Source organism: Budvicia aquatica DSM 5075 = ATCC 35567 (assembly GCF_000427805.1).
GTDB lineage: Bacteria > Pseudomonadota > Gammaproteobacteria > Enterobacterales > Enterobacteriaceae > Budvicia > Budvicia aquatica.
In genome coordinates this window covers 36,166-53,682 of sequence record NZ_ATYS01000017.1, presented here as the reverse complement: position 1 = coordinate 53,682, position 17,517 = coordinate 36,166, and the positions used below count along the sequence as shown (strand labels likewise).

The 17,517-nt window shown below is 45.3% G+C and carries 12 protein-coding genes; 10 read left to right on the top strand and 2 right to left on the bottom strand.

Translation table 11 applies throughout. From position 1 onward, the window contains the following. Window positions 1-222: 222 nt before the first annotated feature. From YWE_RS0108375 to cirA, 7 genes are all read left to right on the top strand, one after another. Window positions 223-1,716, top strand: a complete 1,494-nt coding sequence (locus YWE_RS0108375; protein WP_029094113.1) for an amino acid permease — start codon at window positions 223-225, stop codon at window positions 1,714-1,716. Window positions 1,717-2,047: 331 nt separating this feature from the next. Further along, entirely contained in the window at window positions 2,048-2,410 is a 363-nt protein-coding gene (locus YWE_RS0108370) for a hypothetical protein (protein WP_029094112.1), read from the top strand. Between the two features lie 5 nt (window positions 2,411-2,415). Continuing rightward, complete coding sequence (locus YWE_RS28955) at window positions 2,416-3,264, top strand: tetratricopeptide repeat protein (protein ID WP_051323254.1); 849 nt, start codon at window positions 2,416-2,418, stop codon at window positions 3,262-3,264. Between the two features lie 252 nt (window positions 3,265-3,516). Then, complete coding sequence (locus YWE_RS0108355; RefSeq protein WP_029094111.1) at window positions 3,517-4,662, top strand: ABC transporter substrate-binding protein; 1,146 nt, start codon at window positions 3,517-3,519, stop codon at window positions 4,660-4,662. A gap of 49 nt (window positions 4,663-4,711) precedes the next feature. Further along, on the top strand, window positions 4,712-5,794 hold the full coding sequence (locus tag YWE_RS0108350; protein ID WP_029094110.1) for a FecCD family ABC transporter permease: 1,083 nt from the start codon (window positions 4,712-4,714) through the stop codon (window positions 5,792-5,794). Then, window positions 5,794-6,579, top strand: coding sequence for an ABC transporter ATP-binding protein (locus tag YWE_RS0108345; protein WP_029094109.1), 786 nt, complete (start codon window positions 5,794-5,796; stop codon window positions 6,577-6,579). The genes YWE_RS0108350 and YWE_RS0108345 overlap by 1 nt, the downstream gene beginning before the upstream one ends. Window positions 6,580-7,044: 465 nt before the next feature. Further along, window positions 7,045-9,009, top strand: a complete 1,965-nt coding sequence (gene cirA, locus YWE_RS0108335) for a catecholate siderophore receptor CirA (protein ID WP_099044246.1) — start codon at window positions 7,045-7,047, stop codon at window positions 9,007-9,009. Between the two features lie 92 nt (window positions 9,010-9,101). Here cirA and metG read toward each other — a convergent pair whose 3' ends face one another. Then, a complete protein-coding gene (metG, locus tag YWE_RS0108330) occupies window positions 9,102-11,150 on the bottom strand; it encodes a methionine--tRNA ligase (protein WP_029094107.1) in 2,049 nt (682 codons plus the stop codon). A gap of 333 nt (window positions 11,151-11,483) precedes the next feature. Here metG and apbC point away from each other — a divergent pair, with 333 nt between their 5' ends. The 3 genes from apbC to asmA all read left to right on the top strand — a co-directional run bounded on the left by apbC (window position 11,484) and on the right by asmA (window position 15,498). Next, window positions 11,484-12,599 (top strand): iron-sulfur cluster carrier protein ApbC, encoded by a 1,116-nt coding sequence (apbC, locus tag YWE_RS0108325; RefSeq protein ID WP_029094106.1) that lies wholly within the window; start codon window positions 11,484-11,486, stop codon window positions 12,597-12,599. A gap of 408 nt (window positions 12,600-13,007) precedes the next feature. Then, window positions 13,008-13,589, top strand: coding sequence for a dCTP deaminase (gene dcd / locus YWE_RS0108320; protein WP_029094105.1), 582 nt, complete (start codon window positions 13,008-13,010; stop codon window positions 13,587-13,589). 46 nt (window positions 13,590-13,635) lie between these two features. Next, window positions 13,636-15,498 (top strand): outer membrane assembly protein AsmA, encoded by a 1,863-nt coding sequence (gene asmA / locus YWE_RS0108315; protein WP_029094104.1) that lies wholly within the window; start codon window positions 13,636-13,638, stop codon window positions 15,496-15,498. 80 nt (window positions 15,499-15,578) lie between these two features. Here the strand turns inward: asmA and YWE_RS0108310 are convergent, their stop codons facing one another. Further along, window positions 15,579-17,159: a TerC family protein gene (locus tag YWE_RS0108310; RefSeq protein ID WP_029094103.1), complete on the bottom strand. Its 1,581-nt coding sequence runs from the start codon at window positions 17,157-17,159 to the stop codon at window positions 15,579-15,581. Between the last annotated feature and the right edge of the window lie 358 nt (window positions 17,160-17,517).

Sequence of the window (17,517 nt, the reverse complement as noted above, 5' to 3'; positions counted from 1 at the left end):
ATTTGTCGTTGAGCCTTTAACTGCCTGACCTGCACGATGTTGAACTCGACTGAATAGACGTTTTAAAGCGGCTATTTAGTTGTCGGTATTTATTACGTTATATGGTTTAGCTAATAACTTCTTGCGAGTTATGAACGAATCTAATATCAGGCGGATTGAGGTTATCGGGCATCTTCACATTTGTTACAATCGCGCTCTTTTAGTTTTCGATATAGGTTACCAATGGCTCAGGTAGAATCTAATACCTCAACAAGTGGCGCCCCTAAGCTACGCCGCGTGCTGAAAGCCCGGCACTTAACCATGATCGCCGTTGGCGGATCGATTGGTACCGGCCTGTTTGTTGCATCCGGTGCAACTATCGCGCAGGCTGGCCCCGGTGGTGCATTATTATCATATGCACTTATTGGTTTAATGGTTTATTTCTTGATGACCAGTTTAGGTGAACTGGCGGCGTATATGCCGGTATCAGGTTCTTTCTCTACTTACGGTGCTAAATACGTTGAGCCCGGATTTGGCTTCGCCTTGGGCTGGAACTATTGGTATAACTGGGCCGTAACCGTTGCGGTTGACCTGGTTGCCGCTCAACTAGTGATGCAATACTGGTTCCCTGAGACTCCGCTAGGCTTACCCAGCTGGATTTGGAGTGCCTTATTCCTGGGGCTGATGTTCTTACTGAACTACATCTCAGTAAAAGGATTTGGTGAAGCAGAGTTCTGGTTCTCATTAATTAAAGTCGTTACCGTGATTATCTTTATCGGGCTCGGTGTTCTGATGATCTTCGGTATTCTGAAAGGCGGTCCGTCTTCCGGGTGGCATAACTGGACTATCGGGGATGCGCCATTCTCCGGCGGATTTTCTGCCATGATCGGGGTCGCGATGATAGTCGGCTTCTCCTTCCAGGGAACGGAGCTGATTGGAATTGCTGCCGGTGAGTCTGAGGATCCGGGGCGTAATATTCCGCGCGCGGTACGTCAGGTGTTCTGGCGTATTCTGTTGTTCTATATCTTCGCTATTCTGATCGTCAGCGTACTGATTCCTTATACAGACCCGAGCCTGTTGCGTAATGATGAAACTGATATCAGCGTTAGTCCGTTTACCTTAGTATTCGAACATGCCGGCTTACTCTCTGCCGCTGCGGTGATGAATGCCGTTATATTAACGTCAGTGCTTTCTGCCGGTAACTCCGGGATGTATGCCTCTACGCGTATGCTGTATGCATTGGCCAGCGAAGGTAAAGCACCTAAGATTTTCGCTAAGCTTTCTGAAGGTGGCGTTCCGCGTAATGCGCTGATTGCGACTACCGTCGTAGCAGGCTTGTGCTTCTTGACGTCAATGTTTGGTAATCAGCAGGTGTACTTGTGGTTACTCAATACCTCCGGTATGACCGGATTTATTGCCTGGTTAGGTATTGCCATTAGTCATTACCGATTCCGTCGCGGGTACGTCAAGCAGGGGCGTGACTTGAGTGATTTACCTTATCGCTCAGGGTTCTTCCCATTAGGGCCGATTTTTGCCTTTGTGCTGTGCTTGATCATCACGCTGGGTCAGAACTATCAGGCTTTCCTGCAGGATAATATTGACTGGTATGGGGTTGCTGCAACCTATATTGGTATTCCGCTGTTTTTATCCATTTGGTTTGGCTATAAATTGGTGAAGAAAACTAAGTTTATTCACTATAAAGATATGGAATTTCCGGATACCAATATTAAACATTAATAGCAGTTTATATTGATATAGAAAGGCGACATTTAATATGTCGCCTTTTTTGTATCTGAATAAATATTATTTTGTTCAGTTATATTTTTATATTTTGTGAGTATTGGTTTTCTATATTTTGATTTCTTATTATATGTCATTTTGTATCGATATATCCGCTTAAGGATAGAGTAATATAGCAGCCTGACAGTATTCTCCGCCGTTTAATAATGCGCATCTGATGACTATCTTACCATTCCGATACCATTATTCGGTTTAGTATTGCTACGGATTTATTCGTTTATATATCACTTTAATAGCCAGCGATGGCGTGACTTAAGGTAAGGGATTGATGAAAAAAACATTGATATTGACCGCATTAGGCGTAGCCCTGATAGCCACCAGCGGTTGTGCCAATTTAGTGAGACAGGATTATCAGCAGCGTGGCGGGCAATCCTATCAACAGCGTTTTCAGGGATGTTTAGATAAGCTTGAGTCATTAAAAAGTGTTGATCCAAGCCTATACAATCAAAATAAGCTGGCACTGGATAAAAGTATGCAGTCGGCAACTCAATATTTAGCCCTGCGTGAAACCTTAGACGGTGATATGAGCAACGTAATGGATAGCGTATATCAGGCGAGAATTGCTCGTGACTGTCAGGAAATAGATCGCCAGTTATTTAGACTCTTGCTAGAACAGGCCGACGGGAAGTAGCAATTATGGGTAACAAGGATAGATACTATATCGTTGCTTTGAGTATTTTCACCCTGCTCTTAGGGGGTTGTGTACCGGTGCAACAAGCTAAATCGCCTACCTTTAAACCAACGATTAAATCAACCGATAAAAGTATGCTGGGCGGGCTGCAGCAATATATGGCTGCGCTGGAACAGCAGGGCGAAAAGGGTGATATTGCTGCTCAGCGCCAACTCGGCGCAATGTTTTCGGCTTCCGGTAATAGCGAGCAAGCCGATCGCTGGTTACGGCTGTCTGCAGAAAGCGGAGATGCCGATGCTCAGGCTAAGCTTGGTGATATTTATACTGCGTCATCTCAATATGATGAAGCGTTGAACTGGTATACCAAATCGGCCAGTCAGGGAAATGCCAAGGCTCAAAGTCAGGTTGCCAATTTTTATCTCAAAGGCTGGGGAACCGATATTAATCTGGAGCAGTCAGTATATTGGGATAATCTGGCCGCAGGGCAGGGTATAGCAAGCTCTCAAAATAATTTAGGTGCAGCCTACTCTCACGGTGAAGGGGTCGATAAGGATTATGGTCGGGCCATTTTCTGGTATACCAAAGCGGCTGAGCAAGGATATGTTATTGCCCAATTTAATCTGGCAGGCTCCTATTTTCTGGGGCAGGGGGTTAAAAAAGACTATCAGCAGGCCTATGCCTGGTATGCCACCGTTGCCGCTCAAAGAAACGATCGGGTGGGTGATAAGGCCAGAACAATGATGAATCGAGTTTCACCAACCTTGAGGAAGTCGGGCAGAATGGCACCTTCTAAAAGGCTGGCTGATGAATATATTCAACGCTATCAATCAGACCGGCAGCTATTTACTGAATAAAGTGGCGGTTGTCTCCCCGATACTGATGCATTTTACTACCATAAAAGCCGCTATTTGATCGGCGTGTTAATACTCGATCACTGCGGCTTTATCATTCTGTTTGCTATTTCGTATCGCTATCCTATTTTTTAATGCGTTCAATTTTGATCTAAAACCATTTCCTAAGCGCATTTCACGCCATTTGTTATTGATAATCGTTCTCTTTTGCATTATTGTTTGCACTCTTTGAAACCGTAGGGAAAAGGCATCATTATGGGGCAATTAAAGAGTTCATTGGCTAAGGGTTTTAGTATCTCTCTGCTAATGGGGAGTTCATTACTATTGAGCGCCGGAGCATGGGCAGAATCAATTACCGACATCGCAGGGCGTCAGGTTGAACTACCGAAAAAAGTCGACCGTATTTTGTTGGGTGAAGGGCGTTTAATTTACGCCGTTGCTTTACTCGAAGGCGATAAACCATTATCCCGTATTGCTGGCTGGCAGGGGGATTTCCGCAAGCTAGATCCTCATACCTACGCGCGCTACAAAGAAAAATTTCCAGAAATTGATAAAATTCCATTAATCGGTAACACCACGGCTGAAAGCGTTAGCGCTGAGAAAGTACTAACGCTGAATCCCGACGTTGCTATTTTTGGCTTATCCGGTCATGGCCCGGGCCGTAGCAGTGAACTGGTTACTCAGCTAGAAAAAGCGGGCGTTCCGGTGGTATTTATCGATTTCCGTACTTCCCCGTTAAAAAATACTGTGCCGAGCATGCGTATTTTAGGTAAGGCCTTACATCGTGAAGCCGAGGCCGAGCGCTACATTAAATTCTACGAAGACAATGTGGCTAAAATTACCGATGTCACCAAAACAATTCCTGAAGATAAAAAACCTAAAGTGTTTATCGAGCTGAAAGCGGCAACTTCTGATGAGTGCTGTGGTACGGCCGGTAACGGTAATATGGGTGATTTTATTGATTTAGCCGGTGGTATTAATATCGCAAAAGGTTTGCTGCCGGGTGCTTTAGGTACCGTTAACCTTGAGAAGATTATCGCGACTAATCCAGATGTATACATCGCAACCGGCGCTCGTGCGGCTAACGCACCTGGTTTAGGGATTAAGCTGGGGGCTGATGTGCCTTACGAAGTTGCTCGTAATAGCCTGAATAGCATACTTAACCGCAAAGGTATTAACACATTGCCTGCGGTGCAAGAGGGCAGAACTTATGCTGTTTGGCATAGCTTCTATAACTCACCGTATAACGTGCTGGCTATTCAGGAGTTTGGTAAGTGGTTCTATCCTGAGCAGTTCAAAGATATTGATACCCAAAAAACAATGGATACATTGTATAAAGATTTCTTAGCGATTGAGCCGTCAGGTACCTATTGGGTCGGGCCTCAGGCTGATAAAAAATAATAAAAATTTGCACTACTATTTGATAATAAAGTAACAATGGTTGTCATTAATGAGCACAAGTACAGATTCAATAGCAGCAAAAAAGGCCTCTGCTGATACCAGCATAATGGGCCGTTATCATGGCATTTTACGTAAGCGTCTGATAGTGATGGCTTTTGTCATTCTAGCGATTATTGGGTCACTTGTGCTTGATTTTATTATGGGTCCTTCCGGTCTTACCATCAGTGAACTGTGGCAGACCTTATGGCATCCGGAAACGGTGGATGCGGGTACTCAGGTTATTGTCTGGGATATCCGCCTGCCTTATGCATTGATGGCTATCGTGGTCGGTATGGCTTTAGGCCTTGCCGGTGCTGAAATGCAAACCATTTTAAATAACCCGCTGGCCAGCCCTTTTACCTTAGGGGTTTCGTCAGCCGCGGCATTTGGTGCCGCGCTAGCCATTGTTTTAGGCATTGGTATTCCCGGTATTGACCCTCAGTGGTTTATTTCGGCCAATGCCTTTATCTTCGCGCTGTTAGCGGCATTTATGTTAGATGCCGTAACTCGCTGGACTCGGGTTGCGACGTCCGGCGTGGTGTTATTCGGTATTGCGCTGGTTTTCACCTTTAATGCGTTGGTTTCTATGATGCAATTTATTGCTTCAGAAGATACTTTGCAGGGGCTGGTATTCTGGACAATGGGAAGCTTAGCCAGAGCGACCTGGATTAAGCTAACCATTTTGCTGGTGGTATTCTTGGTGTTATTCCCATGGTCAATGATGAACGCCTGGAAGCTGACTGCGTTAAGGTTGGGCGAAGACCGGGCGATTAGCTTTGGTATTGACGTTCGACGTTTACGGTTAACGACATTGCTACGTATTAGTATTTTGTCAGCTTTGGCGGTTGCATTTGTCGGGCCGATCGGTTTTATCGGCTTGGTTGCCCCCCATATTGCCCGCTTGATCTTCGGTGAAGATCACCGCTTTTATTTGCCAGCCAGTGCGTTTATTGGTGCGTTGGTACTCTCCATGGCTTCCGTTGCCTCTAAGAATTTGATCCCGGGCGTAATTATTCCTGTTGGGATAGTGACGTCACTGGTTGGTGTTCCGTTCTTCTTGAGCATTATTCTGCGCCATAGGGGGAACGTGTAATGAGCGGCTTGCAGGCGAAAAATTTTAATGCCGGGTATCCGAAGAAGCAAATCATTAAAGATTTATCGATCCCGATGTTATCCCGCGGAGAAATTACCGTTTTGCTCGGACCAAACGGTAGCGGTAAATCAACGCTATTACGCTCTTTGGCAGGGTTAAATCATGCTACCGGCGAATTGCTTCTCGATGGCCATGACTTAATGCAAATGCCATTTGCTGAACGGGCTAAAAAAGTGGTGTATCTGCCACAGTCGTTACCGGCTGGGGTTCATTTGCACGTGCTTGAGTCTATCGTTGTTGCCCAGCGGGCATCCGGTGGCAGTAGCGATGATAAAAGTGAAGCTGAAGTGATGGCTTTGCTTCATCAATTAGGGATTTCTCACCTGGCGCTGAGCTATTTAGATCAGCTCTCCGGCGGGCAGAAACAGTTAGTCGGTTTGGCACAGTCACTGATTCGCCAGCCGTCATTACTCTTGTTAGATGAACCTCTTAGCGCGCTGGACCTTAACTATCAGTTCCACGTGATGGATCTGGTGCGTAAAGAGACTCAAAAACGCAATATTATTACCGTTGTGGTGGTTCATGATATCAATATAGCTTTGCGCCACGGAGATCATGTTCTGATGCTTCAGAGCGGTGATTTAATTGCTGACGGTAAGCCCGAAGAGGTGATTACACCGGACAGTCTGGCCAAGGTATATGGCGTTCGTGGGCGAATCGAGCGCTGCTCTTTTGGCCGGCCTCAAGTGTTAATTGATGGATTGGTAGAACATTCAGTAAGTTAGTCGCTGTAAAAACGCATTTAAAGCAAAAAAATGACCTGAGGAAAAATTTATTTTTCCTCCAGAGTCTGGCTTTATTTAAGTAATAGTTATCATTCTTATTATTAGTCGTATTTACACCTCAGGGAAAGGAAGACAATGATGAACATTAACTCGATACTTTCTGCCGGGCTCTGTGTTCCTTTATTAAAGCTGTCAGCATTCACACTTATTAAATATCCCTACAATATTTATGTTGATAATGGTAATCATTTGCATTAATGTTTGTATGCTCTGATTTGTAACCTTTAATGACAATATATTTCGATGATTGGTCGCTGAAATACTTTTATTTCGCGAGGGATTTCTTTGTCATTTTTCTGGAAGTCGGGCTGATAAATATAAAGTGACTTGATTGATAACAAGACTAATAACCGCAGATTTAACAAAGAATTATTACAAATAGACATTAATATTATGGAGATTTCAATGGCAAGGCTACGACTTAATCCGATTATTTTGTCAGGGATGTATGTACCGCTCTTACTTACCAGTGCTTCTGTGTTTGCTGCATCAGAAGAACAGACCATGGTTGTTACGGCTTCTGCTGTGGAACAAAACCTGAGGGATGCACCGGCCAGTATTAGCGTCATTACTCGGGAAGATTTAGACCGTAAACCGGCTCAAAATTTAAAAGATATTCTTCAAGAGGTTCCTGGGGTTCAGCTAACTAACGAAGGTGATAACCGGCGCGGCGTGAGCATTCGCGGGCTGGACAGCAGCTATACGCTGATTTTAGTTGATGGTAAGCGCGTTAACTCGCGCAATGCAGTATTTCGTCATAATGATTACGACCTGAGCTGGGTGCCGGTTAATGCGATTGAACGCATTGAAGTAGTACGTGGCCCGATGTCTTCGCTGTACGGTTCAGATGCGCTGGGCGGGGTAGTCAATATTATTACCCGTAAAGTCAAGAAAACGTGGTCTACCAATCTGAGCGTAGACAGTACTATTCAGGAACATCGTGATACCGGTGATAGCTATAATACCAGCGTATATACCAGCGGTCCTTTAATTGACGATTTGCTGGGTGTGAAATTATTCGGTAATTTTGCTCAGCGCGATAAAGATCAGGCTAAACCATCCGAAACCAGTACCAGCGGCACACAGGGCGGAATTGAAGGCTATAAGAGCCGGGATGGTAACGTTGAGTTTTCCGTTACGCCAACCGAACAGCAGGAAATCCTGTTAGGTTATGGTTTTGACCGTCAGGATCGAAATTCAGACTCATTAGATAAAACCCGTCTGGAACGTCAGAACTACTCGGTTTCTCATAACGGACGCTGGAGCCTGGCGAATACTGAAATCCGTTTCTACGGCGAGAAAGTGGATAATTACAGTACCAGCCATATCACCTCAGAAAATAAGACGCTTGACGGTAAATTTATTCTACCGGTTGATGCTATCAATCAGACCGTGACTTTAGGCGGTGAGCTGCGTAAAGACGATCTCTCCGATCCGGGTAATCTCAAAGGCAGCGGCTCTGCTTCGGCTAAGCAACATGCAGTATTTATTGAAGATGAGTGGCGTATCCTTGATAGCCTGGCGCTGACCGCCGGTACTCGAATGGATAACCATGAAGAATATGGTACTCATTGGAGTCCTAGAGCATATTTAGTGTATAACGCAACGGACGAAGTAACGCTTAAAGGTGGTTGGGCAACGGCGTTTAAAGCGCCATCATTGCTGCAGTTAAGCCCTGACTGGCAGTCTGCATCATGCCGGGGATCCTGTATCGTTTCTGGCAATTCAGACCTAAAGCCTGAAACCAGTGAGAACTTTGAGTTAGGTATTTATTACGCAGGCCAGGAGGGTATTCTGGAAGGCGTTAACAGTAGTATTACGGTATTTGAAAACAATCTTGAAGATATGATTGGTATTAACCGTACGGCAAATACATCTCTTGCTCCGTCGTACCCTAATTTCCTTGGCTTTGATCCGAGCACCGGAGCGCCTATTTTTGGCTATTACAACGTGAATAAAGCGCGTATTCGCGGGGTTGAAACTGAAATCTCGGTGCCGATTACTGACCAATGGAAAGCAAAACTTAACTACACCTATAACGATGCACGGGATCTGAGCAACGGCGGAAATAAGCCGCTAAAAGAGCGTCCGTTCCATACGGCTAATGGTACTGTGGACTGGATGCCACTTGAGGATTGGTCTTTCTATGTATCGGCTAACTATACCGGAAAACAACGGGCGGTTAATGGCACTGAGGCAACTCCGGGCGGTTATGTGGTGTGGAATACCGGTGGTGCTTATCAGGCGACAAAAAATCTTAAACTACGTGCCGGCGTGCTTAACCTGATTGATAAAGAGTTGAGCCGTGATGACTACAGCTATAATGAAGAAGGGCGCCGTTACTTTATTGCCGCGGACTATACCTTCTAATTAATCAGTCAGTTTGCTATCAGTAGAAACAACAAAGGCGATGAATTTATCATCGCCTTTGTTTTTAGCGTTAATCGCTTTAGATTAATCTATTACTTAACAGACATGCCCGGTTGAGCACCGCTGTCTGGAGTAAGCAGGAATATATCGCTTCCCCCGGGACCTGCAGCCATAACCATGCCTTCTGAAACGCCAAAACGCATTTTACGCGGAGCCAGATTAGCTACCATAACCGTTAAGCGGCCTTCCAGTGCTTTAGGATCGGGATAGGCGGACTTAATGCCGGAGAATACCTGACGGATTTCTCCCCCCAGATCCAGCGTTAACTTCAGTAACTTATCTGACCCTTCAACCGCTTCAGCCTGCTGAATCAGCGCAACCCGCAGGTCAACTTTTGCGAAATCATCAAAAGTGATGGTTTCCGCAATAGGTTCTTCCGCCAGTACGCTACCTGCGGCAGCTTTAGGGGCTGAAAGGGCCTGAGTGGCCTTGAGGTCAGCTTTAGATGATTCAACCATGTCCGCTACTTTATCGGCATCTATACGGTTAAACAGCGCCTTAAAGCTATTCACTTTATGGTCGAGCAGCGGCTGATGAATGCCATCCCAGCTCAGTTCCTGGTTTAAGAATGCTTCGGCGCGGTCGGTCAGGGCTGGTAGGACCGGTTTTAAGAAGGTCATTAAAACCCGGAACATATTAATACCCATGGAGCAAATAGACTGCAGGTCGTCATCACGGCCTTCTTCTTTTGCCACAACCCAAGGTGCCTGTTCATCGACATAGCGGTTAGCAATATCGGCCAGCGCCATGATTTCACGAATCGCTTTACTAAACTCACGCTGCTCATAGCATTCACTGATGCTTTTAGCGGCATGGGTAAAGGTTTTGTATAGCTCAGTATCAGCCAATTTATGCGATAGCTGACCGTTAAAGCGCTTAGTAATAAAGCCGGCATTGCGCGAGGCCAGATTGACCACTTTATTAACGATATCGGCATTTACGCGCTGAACAAAGTCTTCCAGATTGAGGTCAATATCATCAATACGCGATGATAGTTTTGCCGCGTAGTAATAACGTAAACAGTCCGGATCTAAGTGTTTCAGGTAAGTGCTGGCCTGAATAAAGGTACCGCGTGATTTTGACATCTTAGCGCCGTTAACCGTGACATAACCGTGAACAAACAGGTTAGTCGGCTTACGGAACTGGCTGCCTTCTAATACCGCAGGCCAGAACAGGCTGTGGAAATAGACAATGTCCTTACCGATGAAGTGATAAAGCTCAGTCTCTGAACCTTCTTTCCAGTATTCATCAAAACATAAATCATCACGTTTATTACACAGGTTTTTGAATGACCCCATATAGCCAATAGGCGCATCCAGCCAGACATAGAAAAATTTGCCCGGAGCATCCGGAATTTCAAAGCCAAAATATGGGGCATCACGGGTGATATCCCATTGCTGAAGGCCTGCATCAAACCACTCCTGCATTTTATTGGCGACTTGCTCTTGCAGTGCACCCGAACGGGTCCACGCCTGTAACATGGTCTGAAATGACGGCAGGTCAAAGAAAAAGTGTTCGGTTTCACGCATCTCAGGTGTGGCACCTGAAACGACGGACCGCGGATCAATTAACTCTGTCGGGCTGTACGTTGCTCCACATACTTCACAGTTATCGCCGTACTGGTCCGGTGCCTTGCACTTAGGGCAAGTACCTTTAACAAAGCGATCGGGCAGGAACATGGATTTCTCAGGATCGTAAAGCTGAGAAATAGTTCTGGTTTTGATAAAACCGTTAGCTTTAAGGCGACTATAAATCAGTTCTGATAATTCGCGGTTTTCTTCACTGTGCGTGGAGTGATAGTTGTCATAACTAATAGAAAAGCCTGCGAAATCTTTTTGGTGTTCATGGCTCATCTCTTCAATCATGCTCTCCGGCGTCACGCCAAGCTGCTGAGCTTTAAGCATGATCGGGGTGCCGTGGGCGTCATCCGCACAGATAAAGTGAACCTGATGTCCGCGCATTCGTTGATAGCGAACCCAAATATCTGCTTGAATATGCTCGAGAATATGACCGAGATGAATTGAACCGTTTGCGTATGGTAGCGCACACGTCACCAACATTTTTTTCGCGACTTGAGCCATAGTTAGATTCTTATCTTTATTGAGTAGTTAATTTTCGGGAACTACAGATGTTAACCGATTGAGCCTGACTCGGCTAGGCCGTATTAAGCGTTGTTAGCAATATATTTCATTGTTTATGTGCCGGCAGATTTTGATTTTTGAACGGAGAGGTTCACTATAGGTATCCTGTGTAATCCGGAAAAGCCGATATACGCGTTTTGGCCGGGCATCTGTTATGCTAGATGGCAATATGTTGTGATTAACAACAGTATATTGGTATATCCGTCATATTATTTTGGATATAGATAAAACAACAGCCATGATTAAAATCACTGATAATAATAAGGAGTAGGGATGAGCCAGCAATCCCAAGGGCCGGTAACACCAGAAGCGTTGAACCATCAGGTGGCGGAGCTACTCGCCACTTTTACCCATCCAACGCTAAAGAAAGATCTAGGCCAGCTTCGTGCACTGCATCATTGCACTATTCTGGATGATGTCTTACACATTGAGTTGCAAATGCCGTTTGTGTGGGAAACCGGTTTTGAAGCACTAAAAGCAGAAAAAAATGAGCAACTGATTAAAGCAACCGGCGCTAAGTCTGTGGTATGGAAGCTAATCCATAATATTGCTACGTTAAAGCGGGCTAACGATCAGGCTGCAATTAAAGGTGTTAAAAATATTATTGCCGTGAGTTCAGGCAAAGGCGGAGTAGGAAAATCCAGTACTGCGGTTAATCTGGCGCTGGCTTTATCCGCCGAAGGCGCAAAGGTTGGTATTCTGGACGCCGATATTTATGGTCCTTCTATTCCGACCATGTTGGGTACCGTAGCCGAGCGTCCGACATCACCGGATGGCGAGCATATGGCTCCGATTATGGCTCACGGGTTAGCGACTAATTCGATCGGATATTTAGTTGAAGATGGCAATGCCATGGTGTGGCGCGGTCCGATGGCCAGTAAGGCACTATTGCAATTGCTTCAAGATACGCTGTGGCCGGATCTGGACTATCTGGTTATCGACATGCCACCGGGAACCGGTGATATTCAACTGACATTGTCACAAAACATCCCGGTTACCGGCGCTGTTATTGTGACCACTCCGCAGGATGTTGCCTTAGTTGATGCAATGAAAGGCTTGATCATGTTTGAAAAAGTTCACGTGCCGGTATTAGGCGTGATTGAAAATATGAGTATGCATGTATGCAGCAACTGCGGGCATCAAGAGCCTATTTTTGGTTCCGGTGGTGCAGCAAAACTGATTGAAAAACATGGCAGCCAGCTATTGGGGCAGCTTCCGTTGCATATCAGCATTCGTGAAGATTTAGATCGCGGTGCACCAACGGTAATTTCCAATCCTGATAGCGAATTCAGCGGTATGTACCGCCAGTTAGCGGCTCGAGTGGCAGCCGAGTTGTATTGGCAGGGTAGTGCAATTCCGTCAGAAATTAATATCAGAACGCTACTGTAATCTATATATAGCTCAGGTGAGCAATTACCTGACTTATCTCTGGTACGCCAGCGTTTTAGTCTGGCGTACGCCTTTACAAAATCATATACTTAGCTTTAATTTTTCAGCAGAAGTTTCTTCTGAACGTTTTTGTTTTTTTGTGAATGCGTGCTGAGATAAAAGAACTTATGATTCCTACAGTTATACTATTAGTGCTTGGTATGTAGTACATGTGGTATAGCCATAAAGTAGCCGACATAAAATGAATCTACTGGCATCAGACTTTTGTATTTATAGATGATTTTCTTTATTTGAGTTCGGTCGGACTCAGGTAAGAGACTGGATAAATAAATGCAGCCAACATGTTTGTAACTTAAAGTCTGGCGGTCATAAACCGTTATAACAAGATAAACACAGGAGAAGTACCGGATGAGATTATGCGATCGAGACATTGAAGCTTACCTTGATAGTGGCAGGCTGGCGATCACTCCTCGACCACCCATTGAACGTATAAGCGGTGCGACAGTTGATGTCCGGTTAGGTAATCAGTTCCGCGTTTTTCTTGGTCATACTGCACCTTATATTGACCTTAGCGGGCCGAAAGAAGAAGTGTCTGCAGCATTAGAACGGGTTATGAGCGATGAAATTATACTGACCGGTGATGAAGCATTCTTTTTACATCCCGGGGAACTGGCTTTGGCCGTTACGCTTGAATCTGTCTCCATTCCGGACGATTTAATCGGCTGGCTTGACGGGCGTTCATCGTTGGCAAGGCTTGGTCTAATGGTCCATGTAACGGCTCACCGTATCGATCCGGGCTGGCAGGGGAAAATTGTTTTGGAGTTTTATAACTCCGGTAAACTACCGCTGGCACTGCGCCCGGGCATGCTAATTGGCGCATTGAGTTTTGAACCATTGAGCGGCCCGGCGGCTCGACCTTACAATCGACGTGAAGATGCTAAATATAAAGGCCAGCAGGGTGCTGATGCTAGCCGTATAGATAAAGATTAAATCGAATGGATAGATTAAGTTTGTTAACCACTGGGGACGTGATGTCATGAGACGCTTTTTAACCGCACTGGCAATTCTTCTGGTTGTTGTTATCGCCGGGATGACCGCGCTGATCCTGCTGGTTAATCCGAATGATTTTCGTGGCTATATGGTGAAGAAGGTCGAGGATAAAACCGGCTACCAGTTAAAGATCGACGGCGATTTACGCTGGCATGCATGGCCTCAATTGAGCATTTTAGCCGGGCAGATGACGCTGACGGCGCCGGGTGCAACCATGCCGATCGTTAGCGCTGAAAATATGCGACTGGACGTTGAGTTACTTCCTCTTTTTTCGCATCAGCTTTCAGTCAAGAATGTAGTGTTGAAAGGGGGCGTTATTCAACTGGTTCCCGATACCCAACCTAAACGTTCTCAAGGTGCCCCTATTGCACCGGGTGAAAGTCAGAGTCACAGTAAGCCCGTCGTTCAGGCATCGGCTTCAGTCTGGACTCTGGAACTGGAAAAAATAAAAATCACAGATAGCCTGCTGGTGTGGCAACGGACGGATAATGACATTATTAACGTTCGGGATATTAATTTAACCCTGACCCGAACCGATGCTCGTCAGGCAGCTTTAACGGCTAAAGCCAGAATCAATCGCGATCAGCGAGAACTGAGCTTTTCCCTTGACGGCGCGCTGGACTTAAAAGCGTTTCCACATGGGGTGAATATTGATGTTACCGGCATAGACTATCAACTGGCCGGAGCAGGTATTCCGGCAGAAGGGATTAAGGGAAACAGCGTATTTAAGCTGGATTATCAGAGCTCACCACAAAGTGTGCGCCTGTTTCCATTTACCGCTACGTTTAATGAAAATCAAATTACGGCAGATATTTCAGCTTCATTCGGTGACGTACCCCATTATTCTTTGGCGATTAAGTCTGAAAATATCAATCTTGATCGGCTATTTTTATCCTCTGATGCTGGTACCAGTGCGGCCAGTAAAGCAGAAAGAGAACTTCCTTCTCCGGTGTTATCGTCGGCCAATGGTATTCCTGAACAGCCAGACCTGACTTTCTTAAGAGAGTTTGATGCAACAGTATCCGTTGATATAGATAACCTGATTTATAAAGGTATTCCGGTTCATCAACTAGCATTAAAGGTTATTAACCAGCAGGGTAAAGCGACTATTGATGATTTGCAGGCTAAGCTGGCTAATGGCGCAATTAATATTGACGGGCTGGTTGATAGTACCGGAGCTAAAACGTTGGTAACGCTTAAGCCGAGAGTACAGAATATCGCTCTTGGCGAACTGTTAAAAGCCATGGCGTATCCTGAAACCTTAACCGGTCAGTTGACTATGCAAGGGACCTTCAATAACAGCGGCGATAATATTTTGGATATCAAACAGGGCTGGCAGGGCAATGCTCATATCAATATTGTCGGAGCACGCTTACAGGGTTTGAATATTCAGCAGCTTATTCAGCAGGCCGTCTCACGCAGCAATAGTAGCGTGCAAGGCAAGGAAAAGTACGATCGCTATACGGAAGTTAAAGAGTTGGTGGTTGATACCGTTCTCAATCAAGGTCAGGTGAAAATAACTCGCCTTAATGGCGCTTCTGAACTGCTAACCGTTGCTGGTACCGGTACATTGAACCTGCCGAATAAATCTTGTGATATGAATTTAAATATCAGAGTGACTCAGGGCTGGACTGGCAAATCAGATATTATTCAAATACTGCAAAACAGCACCATTCCTCTGCGGATATACGGCCCGTGGAGTAAGCTAAATTATCAGCTTAATGTTGAGCAAGTTTTACGCGATCAATTGAAAGGTAAAGTCGGACAAGCGATTGATAAATGGATTAATAAGAATCAGGATAAGAAAGAAACGAAAGATGCTCAGAAGCTATTAGAGAAACTGTTCTGATAAGCTAATGAGCAGCGGTAAGAAAGGAGCCATAGGCTCCTTTCTTATTTTGCATTATCTGCTTTAAAGCACGTCAGAACTTATTCTTCTTCGTCTTCAGATTTTGGCTTCAGCGAGGTGATTCTGATTTTTAATAACCGGTGGCTATTAACTTCCAGGGGTTCATATAACCAGTCACCAATTTTAAGCTGTTCACCGGCTTCAGGAATACGTTGAGCATGCTCCATTAACAGACCTGCCAGCGTGTGATACTCACGCTTTTCTTCAATCTCAATGGGTACATAGATAATAAGATCTTCCAGTGGCATATAGCCATTGGCAATCCAGCTACCGTCTTCCTCATGGATAATATCGTGGCGAGCATCGATGTTTTCACCATCTACCGGTAGATTACCCGCTATGGTTTCCATCACATCGGTTAACGTGACAATACCCTCAACCGAACCAAACTCATCCACCACAAAGGCAAAGTGAGTTTTAGCCAGTCGAAACTGTTCTAAAGCCATTAACAGCGACACCGTTTCAGGGAAAATCAGCGGCTGTTTGACCAGCGAACGGATATCCAACTCGGCTTGTTCTAACTGTTGTTTTAGTAAGTCATTAACGTGCAATACGCCTAATGGTTCATCAACCGATCCGTCTTCAGTCACCACTAAGCGAGTATGCTGGTTTTTATGCAGAATAACGCGGATATCTTCATCGGTATCGCTTAAATCAAGGTTCTCAATATCATGGCGAGAAGTCATGATACTGCCGACCGAACGCTGGGCTAATCCCAATACGCGTTCAATCATATGACGTTCCTGTTGGTTAAACAGTTCATCACCCCGTTTATCAGCGACTAGGTGAGCAGTGTAATCGTCCAGTTCAGCTTCTTCATGCTTGCCACTTAACATACGCAAAACGGCTTCGGCGGTACGTTGGCGAAGCGGGCGATTAGATGACAAAAACTTACGGCGATTGGATATCGATAGTTGGTTAAACACCTCAATAAGAATTGAGAAACCAATAGCAGCGTACAGATAACCTTTAGGAATATGGAAGCCAAGCCCGTCAGCAACGAGGCTAAAGCCGATCATCAGTAAGAAGCTAAGACACAGAATTACAATTGTCGGATGAGCATTAACAAAGCGCGTTAGCGGCTTACTGGCTAATAACATCAGGCCCATCGCAATACAGACGGCAATCATCATAACGGCAAGATGATCGACCATACCTACCGCAGTAATGACTGAGTCTAGTGAGAATACCGCATCCAGCACCACGATTTGCGCCACAACGGGCCAGAATTTCGCCCCTTTCTGTTGGGACTGCTGGTCGTGATCTTTTCCTTCTAACTGCTCATTCAATTCCATGGTGGCTTTGAATAACAAGAACACCCCTCCGGCGAGCATGATCAGTTCACGGCCGCTGAAGCTGTGGTCAAAAACGCTGAATAGTGGAGCAGTTAGAGTTGAAAGCCACGAAATGCTGGCTAGCAGAGCTAGACGCATGGCTAATGCTAAGGTTAAACCTACGACACGAGCCCTGTCACGTTGAGCCCGGGGTAACTTATCTGCCAGAATAGCAATGAAAATAAGGTTATCTATACCGAGAACGATTTCGAGCACAACCAGTGTCGCCAGGCCGGCCCAAATTGTTGGATCTGCGATCCATTCCATAAGTCAGGTGGTTACCTTCAAGTTACGCAGCACATGCTGCGTGGTAATTGTATTGTGTAAATGCGGTCACGACAATAATTTGTATTAACCTTAAACATAGCAGAGACAAAATAAGTTGCTAATTGAGCATAAAGTCATCTTTTCGCCACTAACTTATTGAATAACGGCTTAACTCATTTAGTGAGTTATCCAGTGGAGTTTATCTATCGGGGTTTTAACTCGTTATTAAAATGGTCATCTCGGCCATTCCAAGCCAAAAATGCACTTATCTGGGACTATTTACCATCAATAATAGCAATTTCTGTAATCGCAATTTCTGTCGTACCAATTGCCACCCTCGTGCGTTATTATATTTGTT